13 protein-coding genes, 1 tRNA gene and 1 pseudogene are annotated in these 18,999 nt (G+C 67.5%); 10 read left to right on the top strand and 5 right to left on the bottom strand.

The features are described 5' to 3' along the window. Nucleotides 1–75: 75 nt before the first annotated feature. Together QZ271_RS11435 and QZ271_RS11430 are read right to left on the bottom strand one after the other, a co-directional pair. Nucleotides 76–1,134 (bottom strand): annotated as a pseudogene (locus tag QZ271_RS11435) (glycoside hydrolase family 13 protein); the annotation flags it as partial. 165 nt (nt 1,135–1,299) lie between these two features. Beyond that, nucleotides 1,300–2,607: an HD domain-containing protein gene (locus tag QZ271_RS11430; protein ID WP_291431549.1), complete on the bottom strand. Its 1,308-nt coding sequence runs from the start codon at nt 2,605–2,607 to the stop codon at nt 1,300–1,302. Nucleotides 2,608–2,800: 193 nt separating this feature from the next. Between QZ271_RS11430 and QZ271_RS11425 the strand changes: the two genes are divergently transcribed. The 9 genes from QZ271_RS11425 to QZ271_RS11385 all read left to right on the top strand — a co-directional run bounded on the left by QZ271_RS11425 (nt 2,801) and on the right by QZ271_RS11385 (nt 12,982). Continuing rightward, nucleotides 2,801–2,875 (top strand) — tRNA-Ala (locus tag QZ271_RS11425). Between the two features lie 174 nt (nt 2,876–3,049). Next, nucleotides 3,050–3,805 carry a sulfite exporter TauE/SafE family protein gene (locus tag QZ271_RS11420; RefSeq protein WP_291431550.1) on the top strand — a complete coding sequence of 252 codons (756 nt, stop codon included), beginning with the start codon at nt 3,050–3,052 and terminating at the stop codon, nt 3,803–3,805. After that, complete coding sequence (locus QZ271_RS11415) at nt 3,802–4,086, top strand: hypothetical protein (protein WP_291431547.1); 285 nt, start codon at nt 3,802–3,804, stop codon at nt 4,084–4,086. Before QZ271_RS11420 ends, QZ271_RS11415 begins: the two co-directional genes overlap by 4 nt. A gap of 511 nt (nt 4,087–4,597) precedes the next feature. Then, a complete protein-coding gene (locus QZ271_RS11410) occupies nt 4,598–6,943 on the top strand; it encodes a 3-hydroxyacyl-CoA dehydrogenase/enoyl-CoA hydratase family protein (protein WP_291431545.1) in 2,346 nt (781 codons plus the stop codon). 37 nt (nt 6,944–6,980) lie between these two features. After that, nucleotides 6,981–7,355 carry a four helix bundle protein gene (locus tag QZ271_RS11405; RefSeq protein WP_291431543.1) on the top strand — a complete coding sequence of 125 codons (375 nt, stop codon included), beginning with the start codon at nt 6,981–6,983 and terminating at the stop codon, nt 7,353–7,355. Next, the gene (locus tag QZ271_RS11400; RefSeq protein ID WP_291431541.1) at nt 7,352–8,575 is read left to right on the top strand and encodes an alpha/beta fold hydrolase; all 1,224 of its coding nucleotides are present in this window, start codon (nt 7,352–7,354) and stop codon (nt 8,573–8,575) included. The genes QZ271_RS11405 and QZ271_RS11400 overlap by 4 nt, the downstream gene beginning before the upstream one ends. A 207-nt stretch (nt 8,576–8,782) precedes the next feature. Further along, nucleotides 8,783–9,976: a thiolase family protein gene (locus tag QZ271_RS11395; protein WP_291431539.1), complete on the top strand. Its 1,194-nt coding sequence runs from the start codon at nt 8,783–8,785 to the stop codon at nt 9,974–9,976. A 302-nt stretch (nt 9,977–10,278) separates the two neighbouring features. Then, a complete protein-coding gene (locus tag QZ271_RS11390; protein WP_291431538.1) occupies nt 10,279–11,520 on the top strand; it encodes a cation:proton antiporter in 1,242 nt (413 codons plus the stop codon). A 253-nt stretch (nt 11,521–11,773) separates the two neighbouring features. After that, nucleotides 11,774–12,982: a 23S rRNA (cytosine(2499)-C(5))-methyltransferase gene (locus QZ271_RS11385; protein WP_291431536.1), complete on the top strand. Its 1,209-nt coding sequence runs from the start codon at nt 11,774–11,776 to the stop codon at nt 12,980–12,982. A 217-nt stretch (nt 12,983–13,199) separates the two neighbouring features. Here QZ271_RS11385 and ppsA read toward each other — a convergent pair whose 3' ends face one another. Continuing rightward, nucleotides 13,200–15,590 carry a phosphoenolpyruvate synthase gene (gene ppsA / locus QZ271_RS11380; protein WP_291431534.1) on the bottom strand — a complete coding sequence of 797 codons (2,391 nt, stop codon included), beginning with the start codon at nt 15,588–15,590 and terminating at the stop codon, nt 13,200–13,202. A gap of 430 nt (nt 15,591–16,020) precedes the next feature. Here ppsA and QZ271_RS11375 point away from each other — a divergent pair, with 430 nt between their 5' ends. After that, nucleotides 16,021–16,872 carry a pyruvate, water dikinase regulatory protein gene (locus tag QZ271_RS11375; protein ID WP_291431532.1) on the top strand — a complete coding sequence of 284 codons (852 nt, stop codon included), beginning with the start codon at nt 16,021–16,023 and terminating at the stop codon, nt 16,870–16,872. Between the two features lie 230 nt (nt 16,873–17,102). Here the strand turns inward: QZ271_RS11375 and pgi are convergent, their stop codons facing one another. After that, a complete protein-coding gene (pgi, locus tag QZ271_RS11370) occupies nt 17,103–18,776 on the bottom strand; it encodes a glucose-6-phosphate isomerase (RefSeq protein ID WP_291431530.1) in 1,674 nt (557 codons plus the stop codon). A 27-nt stretch (nt 18,777–18,803) separates the two neighbouring features. Further along, nucleotides 18,804–18,999 (bottom strand): hypothetical protein (locus QZ271_RS11365; RefSeq protein WP_291431528.1); only part of this gene is annotated, 196 nt, incomplete at its 5' end.

Below are 18,999 nucleotides of genomic sequence, written 5' to 3'. Positions count from 1 at the left end.
TCATCTTCTGTTTCACACCCTCATTCTGAGGTCAGAAGCCGTGCTGGACGTCCTTTTCTAAAACTGAAAGATGTCAGTCATCTGAAACACGGTCGCCAGCCGGTACGCGGTCGCGTCGCCGCCCACGGCCGTCAGGAAGCGGGCCGTGTCGTGCGAGTCCAGCAGGTTCAGTTGCGCGCGCACGATCTCCGGGTGGTACAGGCGGGTCAGGGCGGTCACGCGCTCCGCGAAAGCTTCAGCCGTCATGGCGTCCACGTGGCCCGTGCCGCTGCGTTCGTTCATGGGCTGGTCCAGGGTCTGCGCCCCGAAAAACGCCAGGCAGGGGCGCATGAAGTGGTAGTTCATGACGGCGTCGAACTGGTCGCCCTGCAACCAGCGGTGCGCGTCGCCCCAGATCTCCCCGACGATGTACGCCTCGGGATTCACGGCCTTCACGCGGCGGCGGAACTCCTGCCAGAAGGAGTCGTCGTCGATCTCGTTCGGCACGTCCAGTCGCCAGCCGTCAATCCCGAACTTCGTCCAGTACGCGGCCACGTCCCACAGGAAGTCCCGCACGGCCGGGTGGCCAGTGTTGAACTTCGGCAGGGCGCGGTTGCCCCACCACGCGGCGTAACCGGCGGGACGGGTCTCGTCGTACGCCTGGAGCGGCCAGCTGTCCACATGGAACCAGTCGCGGTACGCGCTCGCCTCGCCCTGCTTCAGCAGGTCGTTGAACTGAAAGAACCCCCGGCTGGCGTGATTGAACACGCCGTCGAGGACCACGCGCAGGCCGCGCGCGTGCGCCGCGTCGATCAGGGCGCGCAGGGCCTCGTTCCCGCCCAGCATGGGGTCCACGCGGTAGTAGTCGTGCGTGTGGTAGCGGTGATTACTGGCCGACTGGAACACCGGGCAGAAGTAGATGGCCGTCACGCCCAGACCCTGAATGTAATCGAGCCGCTCGATCACTCCCCACAGGTCACCGCCCATGTACCGGTGAACGTGCGGTTCGTCACCCCAGGGTTGCAGGTTCAGGCCCGTCACGCGGCCACTCCGGGCAAAGCGGTCGGGGAAGATCTGGTAGAACACCGCGTCCGCCACCCAGTCGGGCGTGATGGCGTGCGTGTGGCGGGACTGGTCGGGGCGCAACGAATTCATCTCTGCGGCAGCATAGCGGGGATGCCCCGGCCGTCCCCCTGATCCAGGCTGCCAACCCCACGCCCGGAACCCGCCTGCGGCTCCATACCGCGAAACCCGTCTGCTGTTCCTACTCGCGTCCGCTCGGATTGATTCGGAACCGCAGCGAATCAATCGGAATCCGTATCAGGCCGGGGGGTCCGCCTCTGCCCACGCCCGCAGGAACGCCCGCGCGCCGTCCGGCGTGTTCACCTCGCCCAGCGCGGCCGCCTCCGCCAGGGCGCGGGCTGCCCGGCCCACGCGCGGTCCGGGTGGCACACCCAGCAGCGCCATGATCTCTTGCCCGTCCAGCAGCGGCGGCGGGGGGGCCGGCTGATCCTCCAGGGCCGCCAGAACCCGCTCAAAGCCCCGCGCGTACGCCCGCCGGGACGCCTCGCTGCTTGATGGGCCGCGCGCCGCCTCCCGATCGGCCAGCATGAGAGACAGCAGGTCTGGCAGCAAGTCCCGGCACCGGTACACGAACCGCCGCGCCTCCCGCTCATTCGCCGGGAGCGGCAGCATGTGCGCCCCCACCAGCGCCGACACGCGCCGCACGTCACCCCCCGGCAGTTTCAGGCGGGTCAGGATCTCGGCACTCAGCCTGGCGCCCACCCGCTCATGCCCGTGGAACGACACGCGGCCCGTCACGGGGTCCACGGCGCGCGTGTGGGCCTTGCCCACATCGTGCAGCAGGGCTGCCCAGCGCAGCGTCAGCGGGGCGTCCGGCCGCCGCGCCAGCACCTGATGCAGCGCCTCCAGGCTGTGCCCGAACACATCCAGGTGATGAAAGCCGCCCTGCGCCACCCCCAAGCCCTCACGCAACTCCGGAACGGACAGGGCCAGCAGGCCCAGGTCCTCCAGGCGGCCCACGCCCCGCGCCGCGTCCGGCGACAGCAGCAGCGCGTGCAGTTCATCCCGCACCCGCTCCCAGGCGGGCATGGGCACTCGGCCCGCCCCCAGGTCCGCCGCGACCTCCCGCACCGCCGCCTCCGTCGCCGCCTCCAGTCGGAAGCCCAGCGTGGCCTCAAACCGCGCCGCTCGCCACGCCCGCAACGGATCGGCCCGCAGGTTCTCCCGCGACACCATCCGCAACCGCCGCGAGCGCAGGTCCGCTCGGCCACCCGCCGGGTCCAGCACCCGCCCGTCCGCCCACACACCCAGCGCATTCACCGTGAAATCCCGCCGCAACAGGTCCGCCGTCACATCATCCGGCAGCGGCACCAGATCATGCTGCACGCCCCCCGGCGCACTCACCCGCCAGTACCCACGCTCCTCATCCAGCGCAAAGGCCGCGCCCCCCGACGCCCGCGCCAACTCCTGCGCCGCGCCCACCGGGTCCGGCACCGCCCAGTCAAAATCCCTGGCTGGCACGCCCCGCAACCAGTCGCGCGCCGCCCCACCCACCAGGAGCGCCCCAGGCGGAAAGGCAGGCAGAGGTGCGCGGCGACCGAACATTCCCCCATGCTACCCACCCGCCGCCCCCCACGCCTCATACAGCCTGCGCCCCATTGCGCTCAATCCGCATTTCGTTCCTACTCGCATCCACCCGGATTGATTCGGTGCGGTTCCGAATCAACAGCAGGCCCTACGAGCCATCTGGCCCGCACTTGCCAAACCCCCCGCCAACTGCTACAGTTCACGGCGCTGAGGGGGCTTAGCTCAGCGGGAGAGCATCCGCTTTGCAAGCGGAGGGTCTGGGGTTCGAATCCCCAAGCCTCCACCATAAGAAACCGCGCCTGGTGCGCGGTCTTCTTTTTGTCGTTGCTTGCCCAGCCGCCGCGCTGGCCTTACCTGTAGCCAGGCGGGTCAGTTCATCACTCTGAGCCGCGCCAGGTTCGACGTACTGCGGCTGTAAATACGCTACGTTCATGGGTGTGATTCCCTCGTGATCAGCGCGATGATGGTGGCCGTGATCGGCGTGGGCCTGCTGGCGGGCGTGCTGGGCGCGATTCTGGGTCTTGGGGGCGGCGTGATCGTGGTGCCGGCGCTGGAGTTCGTGCTGCCGCATTTCGGGCGGGATATCAGTATCGGGCAGGCGGTGGCGGTCAGTCAGATCGGGGTGCTGGCGGTCGGTCTGAGCGGCGCGGCCAGTTACCTGCGGCAGGGACTCGTGCGCGCCCGCACCGGGTACCTGCTCTCGCCGTACACGATTGTGGGCGGCGCTGCCGGGAGTTTCCTGGGTCTGATCCTGCCAGCGCGGGCGGTGGCGACGGTGTTCGCGCTGCTGCTGCTGTACTCCGCGTACAACCTGCTGCGGGGCCTGAAACGGGTGGAGGTCGAGCGTCCCCCTTCGCGCCTCGTGCCGCCCGCCATGACGTTCGCGGGGGTCATGAGTGGCCTGCTGGGCATCGGTGGGGGCACCGTGCAGGTACCGGTCCTGAATCTGCTGGCAGGCGTACCGATCCGGCAGGCGATTGCCACGAGTACCTTCATTATGGGCCTGACGGCCGTGGGCAACGCGCTGGTGTACCAGGCGGGCGGCCTGCTGGACGTTCGGCTGGCGGCCGGGATCGCGCTGGGCGTACTCATCGGCGCGCGGGCTGGGGCGACCCTGCAAAGCCGCATTCCGGCCGCGCAGCTCAAGCTGTTCTTCAGTCTGCTGCTGATCTTCACGTCCGGGCAGTTGCTCTGGAAGTACTGGGGGCAGGCGTGAGTGCTTCTGGACCTCCATCCGGGCCGGAGACCGAGCTGGCCGGGCTGCCCGCGTGGCTGTACCCGCTGGGCTTCTGGGTGGGCGTGACCCTGCTGGTGGTCGGGGTGCTGCTGCCTGATTATGCGTGGGTGGGTGTGGTGTGGATTGCGTCGGTGCCGGTACTGGCGGCCGTATGGGTGGCGCTGGCCGGGTGGCGCGTGGACCGCCGCCTGAGCGTGGCTGCGCTGCTGGCACTGGCGGGGCTGGCGCTGGTGGTCGTGGTCCGGCAGTTCATCGGGTAGCCCGCGCGGGCCTCTGCTCGGGGGCCGCATGGTGTCCCGTGTGACGCCGCTGCCGGACGCGCCAGGCGGACCCCGGTGGAGGGGGGTGCAAAACCCTTCAAGCCGGGGGGACAGGTGGAGATGCGCCGCCCAGTGGGTTGGAGGGAAGTGGGCTGCCGGGCGTGGAGGTGTCAACCCGGTGACGCTCTGGGTTTTCAACGTGCCAGACGGCAATCCGTATGAGGCGGCGCAGCGTGGAATGCGGCGTGCTGTGCGGCGGGATCTGCGCTGTGCCGGTCGCTGGGCGGGCCGCGGGTGTGGTGGACAAACGCCCCGATCCCGCCGTAAACTTGAACCGAGTCTAACTTTAAGTGATACGGACTCCGGTTCAGTGGTTTCGCAACAACCGTTCAATCCGAGCGGAGCGAAGAGGAGACAGGCGGGCTGCCGGGCGTGGAGTGGACAACCCGGTGGAGTGCCGGGATGGGACCGACGCACGACGCAGTCCGTATGAGCCCCCTCAGGAGGTCGCATGAAAATACAGAAAGCTGCCGTTATCGGCGCGGGCGTGATGGGCGCCGCCATCGCCGCGCAACTCGCCAACGCCGGGATTCCCGTGATGCTGCTCGACATCGTCCTGCCGGACAACCCCGACCGCAACTTCCTGGCCAAGGCTGGCATTCAGCGTGCCCTCAAGGCCCGCCCCGCGGCCTTCATGGACCCCGCCCGCGCCGCCCTGATCACGCCCGGCAACCTCGAAGACAACCTCAAGAACCTCAAGGACGCCGACTGGATTCTCGAGGCGATTATCGAGAAACTCGACGCCAAACGCAGCCTGTGGGAACGCGTGGAGAAGGTCGCCAAGAAAACCGCGATCATCAGCAGCAACTCCAGCGGCATCCCCATGCACCTGCAGATCGAGGGCCGCAGCGAGGACTTCCAGCGACGCTTCGTGGGCGCACACTTCTTCAACCCGCCCCGCTACCTGCACCTGCTGGAAGTCATCCCCACCCCCAAAACCGACCCGAACGTCACCGAGACCTTCAGCGAGTTCGCGCAGACGACCCTCGGCAAGGGCGTCGTCGTCGCGAACGACGTGCCGGGCTTCGTGGCCAACCGCATCGGCGTGTACGGCATCATCCGCGCCATGCAGCACATGCAGAAGACTGGACTGACCCCCGCGCAGGTCGATCAGCTGACCGGCCCCGCGCTGGGCCGCGCGTCCTCAGCCACCTTCCGCACCGCCGACCTCTCGGGCCTGGACATCATTTACCACGTGGCCAGCGACCTGGGTCAGGCCACCCCGGACGACGAGGACTTCACCCTGACGCCCGCCTTCCGCACGCTGGTCGAAGAGAAGAAGATGCTGGGCGACAAGACCGGCAGCGGCTTCTACAAGAAAACCAAGGGCGCGGACGGCAAGACGAAAATCCTGAACCTGAACCTCGACACTTTCGAGTACGAGGACCAGGGCCGCGTTAAAGTCGCCGCCGTGGAAGCCGTCAAGGGCCAGCCCCTCGACGCCCGCGTGAAAGCCCTGTACGCCGCTCAGGGGCCCGAAGGCGAGTTCCTGCGCGGCGTGATGAACGACGGCTTCTGGTACGCCGCCAAGATGGCCGGGAACGTCAGCAACCGAATCCAGGACATCGACAACGCCCTGAAATGGGGCTTCGGCTGGGAACAGGGTCCCTTCGAGACCATGGACACCCTGGGCGTGCAGACCGTCATCGCGAACCTGGAAGCCGAGGGCCGCACCCTGCCCCCCCTGCTGGCCGCCATGAAACAGTCCGGCCGGGACGCCTTCTACGCGGGCGACGAGACCGTCACCCCCGAAGGCCAGCCCACGGCGTATGAGGCGCCGTACTTCATTCTGACCGACCTGAAAAAAGACGCCACGAAGGTCATCAAGAAACGCGCCGGGGCCAGCGTCATCGACCTGGGCGACGGGGTCCTGCTCGCCGAATGGCACGCCAAGATGAACGCCCTCGGTGAAGACCAGCTGCGCACCGTGCAAGACGCCCACAAGCTCGTGCAGGACATGGGCTACGCGGGCCTCGTGATCGGCAACCAGGGCGAGAACTTCAGTGCCGGAGCGAACCTGCCTTTGATCCTCGCGCAGGCCCAGGCGGACGAGTGGGACGAACTGGACGACATGATCAAACAGTTCCAGCAGGTCACCACCTCGCTGCGCTTCAGCCCCCACCCCACGGTCGCCGCGCCCTTCGGGCTGACCCTCGGCGGCGGCGCGGAATTCACGCTGCACGCCGACCATGTCGTCGCCAGTGCGGAACTGTACATGGGCCTCGTCGAGGTCGGCGTGGGCCTCATCCCCGGCGGGGGCGGCACCAAGGAAATGCTGCTGCGCTTCACCGATCAGCAGCAGCCCGGCCAGCAACTCGGCGCCACCCTGCTGCCCGCCGTGCAACGCGCCTTCGAACTCATCGGCACGGCCAAGGTGTCCACCAGCGCCCTCGAAGCCCGCAAGCTCGGCTTCCTGCGCGACACCGACACCGTCGCCATGAACAAAAACCACATCCTTGAAGACGCCAAACGCCAGGTGCTCGCCCTGGCCCCCGGCTACGTGCAACCCACCCCCCGCCAGGACATCCCCACCATGGGCGACGCCGCCATCGCCGCCATCAAGAGCGCCCTGTACGGCATGCACGAAGGCGGCTACATCACCGACTACGACCTCGTCGTCAGCGGCGAACTCGCCCGCGTCCTCGGCGGCGGCACCGGCAACAACCGCGCAGCCAAAGTCAGCGAAGGGCACCTCCTCGACCTCGAACGCGAAGCCTTCCTCACCCTCCTCGGGAAGAAAGGCACCCAGCAACGCATCGAGCACATGCTCAAAACCGGCAAGCCGCTGCGCAACTAACGTCGATAGTTGATGGATGAAGGTTGAAAGAGGACAGATGACTCAGGCGCGCTTCTTCGGGTACGAAAAACTGGATGTCTACCACCTGTCGGTGGAGATGGCGGCGAACGTCTACCGCGTGTCAGGGAGCTTTCCTCAGGATGAACGCTTCGGCCTGACCAATCAGCTGCGCCGCGCGGCGACCTCGGTCACCCTCAATATTGCCGAAGGGGCCGGGCGAGACTCCCGCAAGGACTTCGCCCACTTCCTCACGCAGGCCAGAGGTTCCACGTACGAGGTCGCCAGCGGACTGCAACTCGCCGTGCGGCTGGGCTTCGTCCCGCAGGCCGACACCCAGAGCATTCACGAGCAGGCGCAGACCATCGCCGCCATGCTCAGCGCCCTCGCCCGTAACCTGAAGGCCGAAGCATGAAGCGCCAACCATCAACCATCAACCATCACCCATCAAGCGGCGGCCACCTGACCGACCGACTCCTGAACGTCCGTAAACGCCGCGCCCTCGGCTGGGCCGCCCTGGCTTACGCCGGGGTGATCCTGGCGGGTGCGTTCCTGGGTGCGGAGATCACGTTGCGCAGCAAGACGCGCCGCGTGAAGGGCGTGATCGTGCCGGTGGGTCGGCGGGGGAACAGTGTGTTCCTGCCGGCCAGTCCCGAGACGCTCTCGCGCGGGCCGATCGGGCTCTTGCCGCTCCTGCCCAACAGGGGGCACGCGGTGCTGGGGGAGCGGCAGGTCGTGGGGACGCTGGTGCGCCGCGAGGTGACGGGCGAGCGTGGCGTGCTGCCCAACGGAGCGCTCGCGTGGGCCAGTACCTTCGTGTACAACGGCACGCCCGCGCAACTGGGCGTGGCGTTCGAGCACACGGCCGTCCGCACGCCGCTGGGCGACATGCCCGCGTGGCACATTCCGCCCAGCGGGGACGCGCCGGGCCGCGCGGATACGCTGGTGATCGTCATTCACGGGCACGGCGGGCAGCGTGCCCAGGCGCTCCGGATGCTCCCGGCTTTGCAGCGCACCGGAACGGGAAGCCTGTTCGTCACGTTCCGCAACGCACACGGCGCTCCGGCCTCCCCTCAGGGCTACCTGACGCTGGGTGACCAGGAAGCCGAGGATGTGCTGGCCGCGCTGCACTGGGCGCAGGACGCCGGGTACAGACGGGCCGTGCTGTACGGGTTCTCGATGGGCGGCAACATCGCCCTGAGCGTCCTGCGCCGTAGGCACCGACCGTACCCGCTGCCGATCCTGGGCGTCATGCTGGACTGCCCCGTGCTGGACTGGCGGGACACCATCCGCTCGCAGGGCACCCGTTTCGGCATCCCGGCGTTCATGGCGCGGCACGTGGCACGCTTCGTCGAACGGATCGTCACGCGCCGCAGCGGTCAGGACTTCGACACTGTCGATCAGATCGCCGCCGCCCCCACCTTCGACGTGCCCATGATCCTGTGGCACGGCACCCGCGACCGCACCATTCCCATCAGGCAGGCCGACCGTCTGGCCGCCGCCCGCCCCGACCTCGTCGAATACCACCGCGTGGAAGGCGGCAAACACATCCGCGTGTGGAACATTGACCCCGCCCAGTACGACGCCCAGCTCGAAACCTTCATTGCCCGCGTGGTGCCGGAGGTGGAGGGGTGACTGATGTGAGGGTCGTGTGGGCGAAAGCAGAGGTTCTCCTGTGCTTTCAGACCACCCCTGGCCGGGTCTCGATTCACTGCTCAGAGATCCGAATGAATCCTTTGTCGCTCAACCTATGTCTGCTGCCGAGTTCGATGATCTCTGGCAGCAATCTCAGAAGAACCATCCGACCTGAATTCCGGTCGAATCCTCCAAGGAGTAACCCTAATGCGTGACGCTGTTATTGTTTCTGCTGTTCGGACGCCCGTTGGTCGTGGCGTGAAAGGTACCCTGGCGAACACCCGCCCCGACGATCTGGCGGCGCTGGTGATGAACGAGGCCGTTAAGCGCGCCGGGATTGATGTGGCGCTGGTCGAGGACGTGTACTTCGGGTGCGCGATTCCGGAGGCCGAGCAGGGCCTGAACATCGCGCGTCTGGCGGCGCTGCGTGCGGGCCTGCCGGACAGCGTGGGGGGCGTGACCATCAACCGCTTCTGCTCCAGCGGCCTGCAGACGATTGCCATGGCGGCGGCCGCCATTCAGACCGGGCAGGCGGACGTGATGCTCGCGGGCGGCGTGGAAAGCATGAGCATGCTGCCCATGAGCGGCCATAACCCCAGCCCGAACCTGGATCTGGTGGACACCCGGCCCGGCGCGTACATCGGCATGGGCATGACGGCCGAGAACGTCGCCGCAAAGTACGGCATCAGCCGTGAGGATCAGGATGCGTTCGCGTTTCGCAGTCACCAGCGGGCGGCGGCGGCGCAGGACGCCGGGAAGTTCGACGCCGAGATCGTGCCCGTTCCGGTGCGCGTGGATACGGTCAAGGGCACGAAGGTCAAGTCCGAGACCATTCAGTTTGACCGGGATGAACTGATCCGCCGGGACGCGAACCTGGAGGACATGGCCAAGGTGCGCCCGGCGTTCAAGGCGACCGGTTCGGTCAGCGCGGCAAACAGCAGCCCGTTCAGTGACGGCGCGGCCGCCGTGCTGATCATGAGCGCCGAGAAGGCGCAGGAACTGGGCCTGAAACCCCTGGCGAAGTTCGTGGGCTTCGCGGTGGCGGGCGTGGCCCCGGAACTGATGGGCATCGGGCCCGTGAAGGCCATTCCCAAGGTGCTGGCCCAGACGGGCCTGACCCTGGCCGACATTGACCTGATCGAACTGAACGAGGCGTTCGCCGCGCAGTCCCTGGCCGTGGCGCGGGAACTGGGCCTGAACGAGGACATCATGAACGTGAACGGCGGCGCGATTGCGCTGGGCCACCCGCTGGGGTGCAGCGGCGCGAAACTCGCCACGACCGCCATCTACGAACTCGGTCGCCGGGGCGGAGGGAAGGCCCTGATCACCATGTGCATCGGCGGCGGCATGGGCGCGGCCGGCGTGCTGGAAGTGTACGGGCAGGAGCAGGCCGCCGACTGATCGGCCTACCAGAGCGGGTGGCGAGGAGGCTGTATGGTCTGTCCCACCCGCTCTGTCGCGCGGGGTCTTGCCGGGACCTTTAGGGTCGGCGCGTTCCTGACGTAGGCACGCTATGATGGGAGACAATCAAGTCGCGTCTGTGCGGCTGGGAACGGCTCCCATAGGCCGCCCTGGTGGAGACAGTTCGAATGGAACTGTCTCCATTGCTGTTTGGTCATCTCTTCACCCTGACACCCGGTGCACAGAGTGCTGAAACAGTCGGGTGCCCTGATGGTAAGTCCCTGTTCCCGTGGAGGTAATCGATGTTGAATGTAACCCGTATCATTCCGCTGCTGGCCCTGGCGTCCGGGAGTGCCCTGGCGGCCAGTTCATCCGGTACGGCCGACCTTCTGTTCAGCTTGTTCTGGGTGGTGCTGGCCGCGTCCGTGTTCGGTGCGGTCGCCTCTAAACTGGGCGTGCCGGCGGTGGTGGGGCAGGTGCTGGCGGGCCTCCTGATCGGCCCGAGTCTGCTGAATCTGGCCCGCCCGGACGACTTCCTGCTGAGCCTCGCGGAACTGGGCGCGGTGTTCCTGCTGTTCATGGTGGGTCTCGAAACCCGGTTCCGGGACCTGCTGGCCGTGGGGAAGGTGGCGCTACTCGTCGCGGTGCTGGGCATCGTCATTCCGCTGGCGCTCGGCTTCGGCTTCGGGGTGTTCCAGGGGCAGGGCAACGTGAGCGCGCTGTTCGTGGGAACGGCCCTGGTGGCCACGTCGGTCGGTATCACCGCCAAAGTCTTACAGGAGATGGGCGTGCTCGACGCCCGTTTCGCGCAGGTGATCCTGGGCGCAGCCGTCATTGACGACATTCTGGGCCTGACCCTGCTGGCCGTCGTGAGCGGCCTGGGTGCGGGTGAGAGCATGGGGGCGGCGCAGGTCGCGTTGATCCTGGGCCTGAGCGTGGGCTTCGTGGCGCTGGTCCTCGCGGTCGGCATTCCCCTGATTCACCGCTTCCAGCCCCGGCTGCGCAGCCTCAGCATGGCGCGCATGTTCAACGTGGCCATCGTGGTGGGCCTGGGCGCCGCTGCCCTGAGTACCGAGGCGGGCCTGGCGCCGATCATCGGGGCGTTCCTGGCGGGCATGGTGCTGGCCGAGGTGAAAGACGAAGTGGAATTCGAGTCGAAAGTACACGCCCTGGAGGCGTTCCTGGCCCCGATCTTCTTCGTGGTCGTGGGATTGCAGCTGGACCTGAACGTGCTGGGCACCCCCACCGTGATCGTCGCGGGCCTGATCCTGACCGTACTGGCTGTGATCGGCAAGGTCTTGGGCGGTCTGCTGGGCGCGCGCAGCATGGGCCGGCAGCAGGCGCTCGTGGTCGGTGTGGGCATGGTCCCGCGCGGCGAGGTCGGCCTGATCGTCGCCAGCCTGGGTCTGGGTGCCGGGATCATCACCGGGAACGTGTACGCAGAGGTGCTGCTGATGGTGCTGCTGACAACCATCCTGGCGCCGCTGGCCCTGCGCGTCCTGGCCCGCCGGGCTGGACCGGAAGCCGACACCGCGAAAGCCTGAACCAGGCGGAGGAGAGTACAGGCGTCCCGTCTCCTGACAGCTACGGACTCTGATCGAATGGCTTGCCACGCCATTCGACCAGAGTCTTTGTCGGTTCAGGTGGCCAGCGTGCCAGGCGCACCGTTGCGCCCCAGCGGGCGATTCGGGAAGGACTTTAGGCGGCTCATGCGGCCGGCGGTCCTTCCTGTCCCTGTTGTTCCGTGACTGCACCTGACGGGCCGGTCGCTTGCGGCCCGTGCGGTACGCTGGGCGGATGCAGGACGCCGCTCCCATCCTCCGTCCCCGCCTGAGATTGCGGGTCTCTCCGGCTGCCGAGACGCACATCCGCGCCGGGCACCCCTGGGTGTATGAATCCAGCCTGCGCGACCAGAACCGGGAGGGCGACGCCGGGGAACTCGCCGTGATCTACGACCGCCGCGACCGCTTCCTGGCCATCGGTCTGTTCGATCCGGACAGTCCCCTGCGCGTGCGGGTGCTGCACCACGGCCCGCCTGTCACGCTGGATGACGGGTGGTGGGCCGCTCGCCTGGACGCCGCCCTGCTACGCCGCGCCCCGCTGTTCGGCCCGGACACCGACGGGTACCGCGCCGTGAACGGCGAGTCGGACGGCTGGCCGGGACTGGTCGTGGACCGTTACGCGGACACGCTGGTCCTCAAGCTGTACACCGCCGCGTGGTTTACTCATCTGGAACGCGTGCTGGACCTGCTCGAAGCCCGCTTTCCCGGCAGTGGGGTCGTGCTGCGCCTGAGCCGTAACATTCAGGTGCGCGCCGCCGCCGCCGGCCTGCACGACGGTCAGGTGCTGGCGGGCGTGGTCCCGGACGGCCCGGTCATATTCCACGAGACCGGACTGGCCTTCGAGGCAGACGTGCTGCGCGGTCAGAAAACCGGCTTTTTCCTGGACCAGCGGGAGAACCGCCGCCGGGTCGAGCGGTACGCCCGCGACCGCCGGGTGCTGAACGCCTTCTCGTTCAGCGGGGGTTTCAGCCTGTACGCCGCGCGGGGCGGCGCCGCCGACGTGGTCAGCCTGGACCTCAGCGCCCACGCCCTGCGCAGCGCGCAGCGTAACTACGCCCTGAACCCGAAACTGGCCGCCCCGCACGAGACCGTGCAGGCCGACGTGTTCGAGTGGCTGACCGAAACGCGCCGCGAGTTCGACCTGGTGGTGCTGGACCCGCCGTCACTGGCGCGCCGTGAAGCGGAACGGACAGGCGCGATCCGCGCGTACGGCAAACTGGCCTCCGACGGCATTCGCCGCCTCGCGCGGGGCGGAATCCTGGTCAGCGCGTCGTGCTCCGCGCACGTCAGCGCCGACGAGTTCTGGGCGGCCGTACGCGAGGCCGCAGGCCGCAGCGGCCGCACCTGGAAGGAACTGCATACCAGCCAGCACGCCCCGGACCATCACGCGACCTTCGCGGAAGCGCAGTACCTCAAGGCGATCTTCATTCAGCTCGACCCATAGGGACTGCGGGTCGAACGGTCTGCCAAACCGTTTGACCCGGGCGGATGCCAGGAGGAACGCGGGGGCGATCCCCCGGCCCTGCCCGGCCTTCAGTTCTGATACGGACTGCCGCTCCATTCCGCCACAGTCGGAAAAGCGCCGTCTGTGGCTCCATACCGCGAAACCCGTCTGCTATTCCTACTCGCGTCTGCTCGGATTGATTCAGAACTGCACCGAATCAATCGGAATCTGTATGAATAGTCGTCCGCGCCTCGGCGCCCTCACCGGCGAGGTGCAGCCAGGTGCCCAGCACGCTGTCCGGGTTCAGGCTGACCGAGTCGATGCCCTGCTCCATGAGCCAGCGCGCGAGGTCCGGGTGGTCGCTGGGGCCCTGCCCGCAGATGCCCACGTATTTCCCGGCGCGTTTGGCGGCGGCGATGGCCTGCGCCATCAGGGTCAGCACGGCCTCGTTCTGCTCGTCGAACAGGTCCGCGACCAGCCCGGAGTCCCGGTCCAGGGCCAGGGTCAGCTGCGTCAGGTCGTTGCTGCCGATGGAAAAGCCGTCGAAGTGCTCCAGGAACTGATCAGCCAGGATGGCGTTGCTGGGAATCTCGCACATCATGATGATCTTCAGGTCGTTCTCGCCGCGTCTCAGGCCGTTCTTAGCCAGGATCTCGATGATCTGCGCGGCCTCGCCGACAGTCCGGACGAAGGGAATCATGACCTGCACGTTGGTCAGGCCCATGTCGTCGCGCACGGAGCGGATGGCCTCGCATTCCAGCGCGAACGCGGCCGCGAAGTCCGCTGAGCGGTAGCGGCTGGCCCCCCGGAAGCCGATCATGGGGTTCTCCTCGTGCGGTTCGTAGGCGGCCCCGCCGATCAGGTGGGCGTACTCGTTGCTCTTGAAGTCACTCAGGCGCACGATCACGGGTTTCGGCGCGAACGCGGCGGCGATGGAGGAGACCCCCTCGGCCAGTTTCTCGCGGAAGAAGTCGCGCGGCGTGGCGTACCCGGCGGTCTTCTCGTCGATCTGTACCCGCACGTCCTGTGGCACGTTGGGGTAGTCCAGCAGGGCGCGGGGGTGAATGCCGATCACGTTCGAGCAGATGAACTCCACGCGCGCCAGGCCCACACCCGCGTTCGGCAGGGCCGCGAAACTGAAGGCCCGGTCGGGGCTGGCGACGTTCATCATGATCTTCATGCCAACCTCGGGCATGTTTCCCAGTTCCACGCGGTTCACGCGGAACGGCACCGGCCCGGCGTACACGAAGCCCGTATCGCCCTCGGCGCAGGACACTGTGACCGTCTGCCCGCCGCGCAGTTCACGGGTGGCGTTTCCGCTGCCCACCACGGCCGGAATGCCCAGTTCGCGCGCGATGATCGCGGCGTGGCAGGTGCGGCCGCCCCGGTTGGTCACGATGGCGCTGGCGCGTTTCATGACGGGCTCCCAGTCGGGGTCGGTCATGTCGGCCACGAGCACGTCGCCGTCCTGCACCTGACTCATCTGGGAGAGGTCGGTGACGACCCGGACCACGCCCGACCCGATGCGGTTCCCGACGGCGCGGCCCTCGACGAGCACGTCGCCCCCGCCGGTCAGTTCAAAGCGTTCCATGATCTGCCCGGCGCGGCTCTGCACGGTTTCCGGGCGCGCCTGAAGAATGTAGATGCGGCCGTCCACGCCGTCCTTGCCCCACTCGATGTCCATGGGGCGGCCGTAGTGCTTCTCGATGGCCACGCACTGCCGCGCCAGTTCAGTCAGGTCGGCGTCTGACAGCGAGAAGGCGCGCTGCTCATTGAGTGGCACGTCCACGGTCTGCACGCCCCCTTCCGGCGCGTACTTCATGCGCTTGGCCTTGCTGCCCAGCGTGCGGCGCAGGATGGCCTTCTTACCGCTGTTCAGGGCGGGTTTGTACACGAAGAACTCGTCGGGGTTGATGGCCCCCTGCACGACCAGTTCGCCCAGCCCGTAGGCGCTCGTGACGAGCACGGCGTCGCGGTAGCCGCTCTCGGTGTCCAGCGTGAACGCCACGCCCGACGCGCCCAGGTCCGTGCGGACCATGCGCTGCACGCCGGCCGACAGGGCCACGTCCGCGTGCGAGAAGCCCTGGTGCACGCGGTAACTGATCGCGCGGTCGTTGTACAGGCTAGCGAACACCAGCCGCACGTGGCGCAGCACGCTCTCGATGCCGCGCACGTTCAAGAAGGTCTCCTGCTGCCCGGCGAAACTCGCTTCTGGCAGGTCCTCTGCGGTGGCGCTGGAACGCACGGCCACGTCCGGGTCGGTCATGCCGGACTCGGCGGCCAGCGCGGCGTACCCGTCCCGGATGGCCTGTTCCAGCGCGGCGGGCAGTGCGGCGGCCTCTATCTGCGCGCGGATTTCTCGGCCCGCCTGGGCCAGCGCCACCACGTCGTTCACGTCCAGCGCGCTCAGGCGGGCGTTGATGCTCTCCTCGCTGCGGTTCTCGGTCAGGAACAGCCGGAACGCGTCGGCGGTCGTGGCAAAGCCGCCGGGCACGCGCACGCCGGCCCCCGCGAGGCCCTGGATCATCTCACCGATGGAGGCGTTCTTCCCGCCCACGATCTCCACGTCGGTCATCTTTAGTGTATGGAACACACGAATCATATCCATTGCTTTTCTCCGATCCAGAGGGCCTCCAGAAGACTGGAAGCGTGGGAATTAGTGTTGCACCCCGCCAGCTTACCCGAGGGCACCCCCTCGCACCGCCACTTGTCCAGTGACACGGGCCGCCTGTCTGGATAGCTCCTCATACGGACTCCGGGTTGAATGGGCTGCAAAGCCCGTTCAATCCGAGCGGAGCGAGTGGGAGCAAAACGGGTTCCGGACGTGGAGCCGGCAATCCGGCGAAGTTCCGGGTTGTCGGCGAAACAAACGGAACCCGCATCGTACGGACGGCGCTCCATGGCACCACCGTCGGGAAGGCCGCCGCCTGTGGATCCATGGCGCCCAATCCGTGTGCTGTTCCTACTCGCGTCCGCTTGGCTTGATTCGGTGCGGTTCTGAATCAACCGCAGTCCGGATCACGTGTCACTCTGAAGGCATGACCCAGGCAGACGCCGCGCCCGGCCCTTCGCCCCATCCCCGCACGGTCGTCATCGTCAGTGACCATACCGGCCTGACCGCCGAGAGCATCGCCCGCGCGCTGCTGGCGCACTTTCCCGGTCACTCGCTGCGCTACCTGCGCCGCCCGTTCACCGCTGACCTCAGCGCCGCGCAGGCCGTCACCCGCGAGGTCCTGGCCCTCGCGGAGCGCGGCGAACACCCGCTGGTGTTCACGACCATCACCCGCCCCGAGGTCCTGACCGAACTCCAGGCGTGCCCCGCGCAGGTGTTCGACCTGCTCGGCCCCGGCCTGAGCGCCCTGGAACAGGAATTCCAGCAGAGTGCCACCCGCACCGTGGGCCGCCACCACGACATGCACGACACCGACGCTTACCTGTCCCGCATGGACGCCCTGGACTTCGCGCTCGCCACGGACGACGGCGTGGGCGACAAGCAGTACGGCCTGTCCGACGTGATCCTGGTGGGTGTTTCCCGCGCCGGTAAGACCCCCACCAGCCTCTTTCTGGCCCTGCAGCACGGCGTGAGGGCCAGTAACTACCCGCTGGCCGAAGACGACTTTGAGCGCATCAGCCTGCCCATTCCCCTGGAGGCGCACCGCCACAAACTGCATGGCCTGACCATCGACCCGCGCCGTCTGCACGCCATCCGCACGCAGCGCAAAGCCGGCAGCCGCTACGCCAGCCTCGAACAGTGCGAATACGAGGTCCGCCGCGCCGAACGTATGTTCCAGCGCGCCGGTATTCCCGTGCGCGACACCACCAGCGCCAGCGTCGAGGAAATCGCCGCCGGGATCCTGAACGCCCTACGCCAGGGAGAACGGTCAGCCTGAGCGCTGATCTGGGTATCCTTCCCGGCGTGCGGGACTGGATGAACCGCGTCCTCGTGAACCTGCTGGGTGCCCAGCCGCCCGTGCCCTTCTGCCCCGTGCCCGGACAGCAGCCGGCGCAGGAAGTTGACCCGAGCATCATCGCGCATAGCCCAGGGGGCAGCCGGAAACCGCTCCCCGTGCCTCCACTCGGGGCGGCCCGCTCCGGGTGCTCCGGCCCCATCCGTGCTGTTTCAGCGCCGCGTTCGGTAGCGGCGGATCAGGGTATTCGTGGAACTGTCGTGCTTCAGCTCGGGTTCGGAATCGGCGTGCAGTTCGGGCACGATCTTTCCGGCCAGCACCTTGCCGAGTTCCACACCCCACTGGTCAAAGGAGTTGATGTCCCACACGGCGCCCTGCACGAAAACCTTGTGTTCGTACAGTGCGATCAGTGCGCCCAGCGTGTGCGGGGTAAGGCGATCGGCGAGGATCGTGTTGGTGGGGCGGTTGCCGTCGAACACCCGGTGCGGGGCCAGGTCGGGCTGCACGCCCTCGGCCAGCACGGCGTCCAGTGATTTCCCGAAGGCCAGCGCCTCGGTCTGCGCGAACACGTTCGCCATGAGCAGGTCGTGGTGCGGCGCGCCGTCACCCAGCGGTAGCGGATTCAGGGTCTGGCAGAAGCCGATAAAGTCCGCCGGAATCAGCTTGGTACCCTGGTGGATCAGCTGGTAGAAGGCGTGCTGACCGTTCGTGCCCGGCTGGCCCCAGATGACCGGGCCGGTCTGGTAATCCACCTGCTGCCCGCCCAGGGTGACGTGCTTGCCGTTGCTTTCCATATCAAGCTGTTGCAGGTAAGCCGGGAAGTACGCGAGGTACTGGTCGTACGGCAGCACCGCGTGGCTCTGCGCGTCATGGAAGTTGTTGTAGAGGATGCCCAGCAGGCCCAGCAGCACCGGGAGATTCTTCTCGAGCGGGGCGGTCCGGAAGTGCTCGTCCATGGCGTGGAAACCGGCCAGCAACTCGCGGAAAGCGTCTGGCCCGACGGCCAGCATCAGGCTCAGGCCGATGGCGCTGTCCATGGAGTAACGCCCGCCCACCCAGTCCCAGAAGCCGAACATGTTCGCAGTGTCGATCCCGAACTTCTGCACGGCCTCTGTGTTCGTGGAGACGGCCACGAAGTGCCGCGCGACCGCCGCCTCGTCACCCAACGCCGCGAGCAGCCACGCGCGGGCACTCCGGGCGTTCGCCATGGTCTCCTGCGTGGTGAAGGTCTTGGAACTCACGATGACCAGCGTCTCAGCCGGGTCGAGTCCCTGCGTCTTCTCGACCAGGTCCGTGCCGTCCACGTTCGACACGAACCGCAGCGTCAGGTCCCGCTGCCCGTAGTGTTTCAGCGCTTCGGCGGCCATGACCGGCCCCAGGTCGCTCCCGCCAATGCCGATGTTCACGATGTTCTTCAGGGGCCGACCCGTGTGACCCAGCCACGTTCCGGCGCGCACCTGATCCGCGAAGGCCGCCATCCGGTCAAGGACCTCATGAACGTCGGGAACCACGTTCCGGCCGTCCACGATCACGGTCGCGTCGGCCGGGGCGCGCAGGGCCGTGTGCAGCGCGGCGCGCCCCTCGGTCACGTTGATCTTCTCGCCAGCGAACATGGCGTCGCGCCGGGCTTCTACACCAGTCTCGCGGGCCAGGGCCATCAGCAAACTCAGGGTCTCGTCGGTCACGCGGTTCTTGCTGTAATCCAGGTACAGCCCGGCCCCCTCGGCGCTCAGGCGCTCGCCGCGCTGCGGGTCGGCGGCGAACAGGTCGCGCAGGTGCAGGTCGCGGGTGGCTTCGGTGTGCGCGGCCAGAGCGCGGTAACTGCTCAGGCGCGTCAGGGACGCGGTGGCGGGGGCGTACGTGGATGGGGTCCGTTCTGGTGCCATGTGGTATTCCTCCCGGAGTCGCGGCGATCACCTGAGCGGCTCGCGCTCCTCAACGCCTGCGAGCATACCGCCGCCCAGCGCGCAACCGGACTGTCCGGCCATCACGCAGCGTTCACCTGACCCGGATTCCGATTGATTCACTGCAGGTAACTGCTCAGCAGGGTGACTTCCGGGAGTCGATTGGGTAAGGTGGACCATCAGCGAGACTCCCTGCCCAAACTGC

The organism is Deinococcus sp., assembly GCF_018260555.1.
GTDB lineage: Bacteria > Deinococcota > Deinococci > Deinococcales > Deinococcaceae > Deinococcus.
The sequence above is the reverse complement of the archived record's forward strand: the minus strand, read 5'-3'. Positions and strand labels throughout refer to the sequence as shown.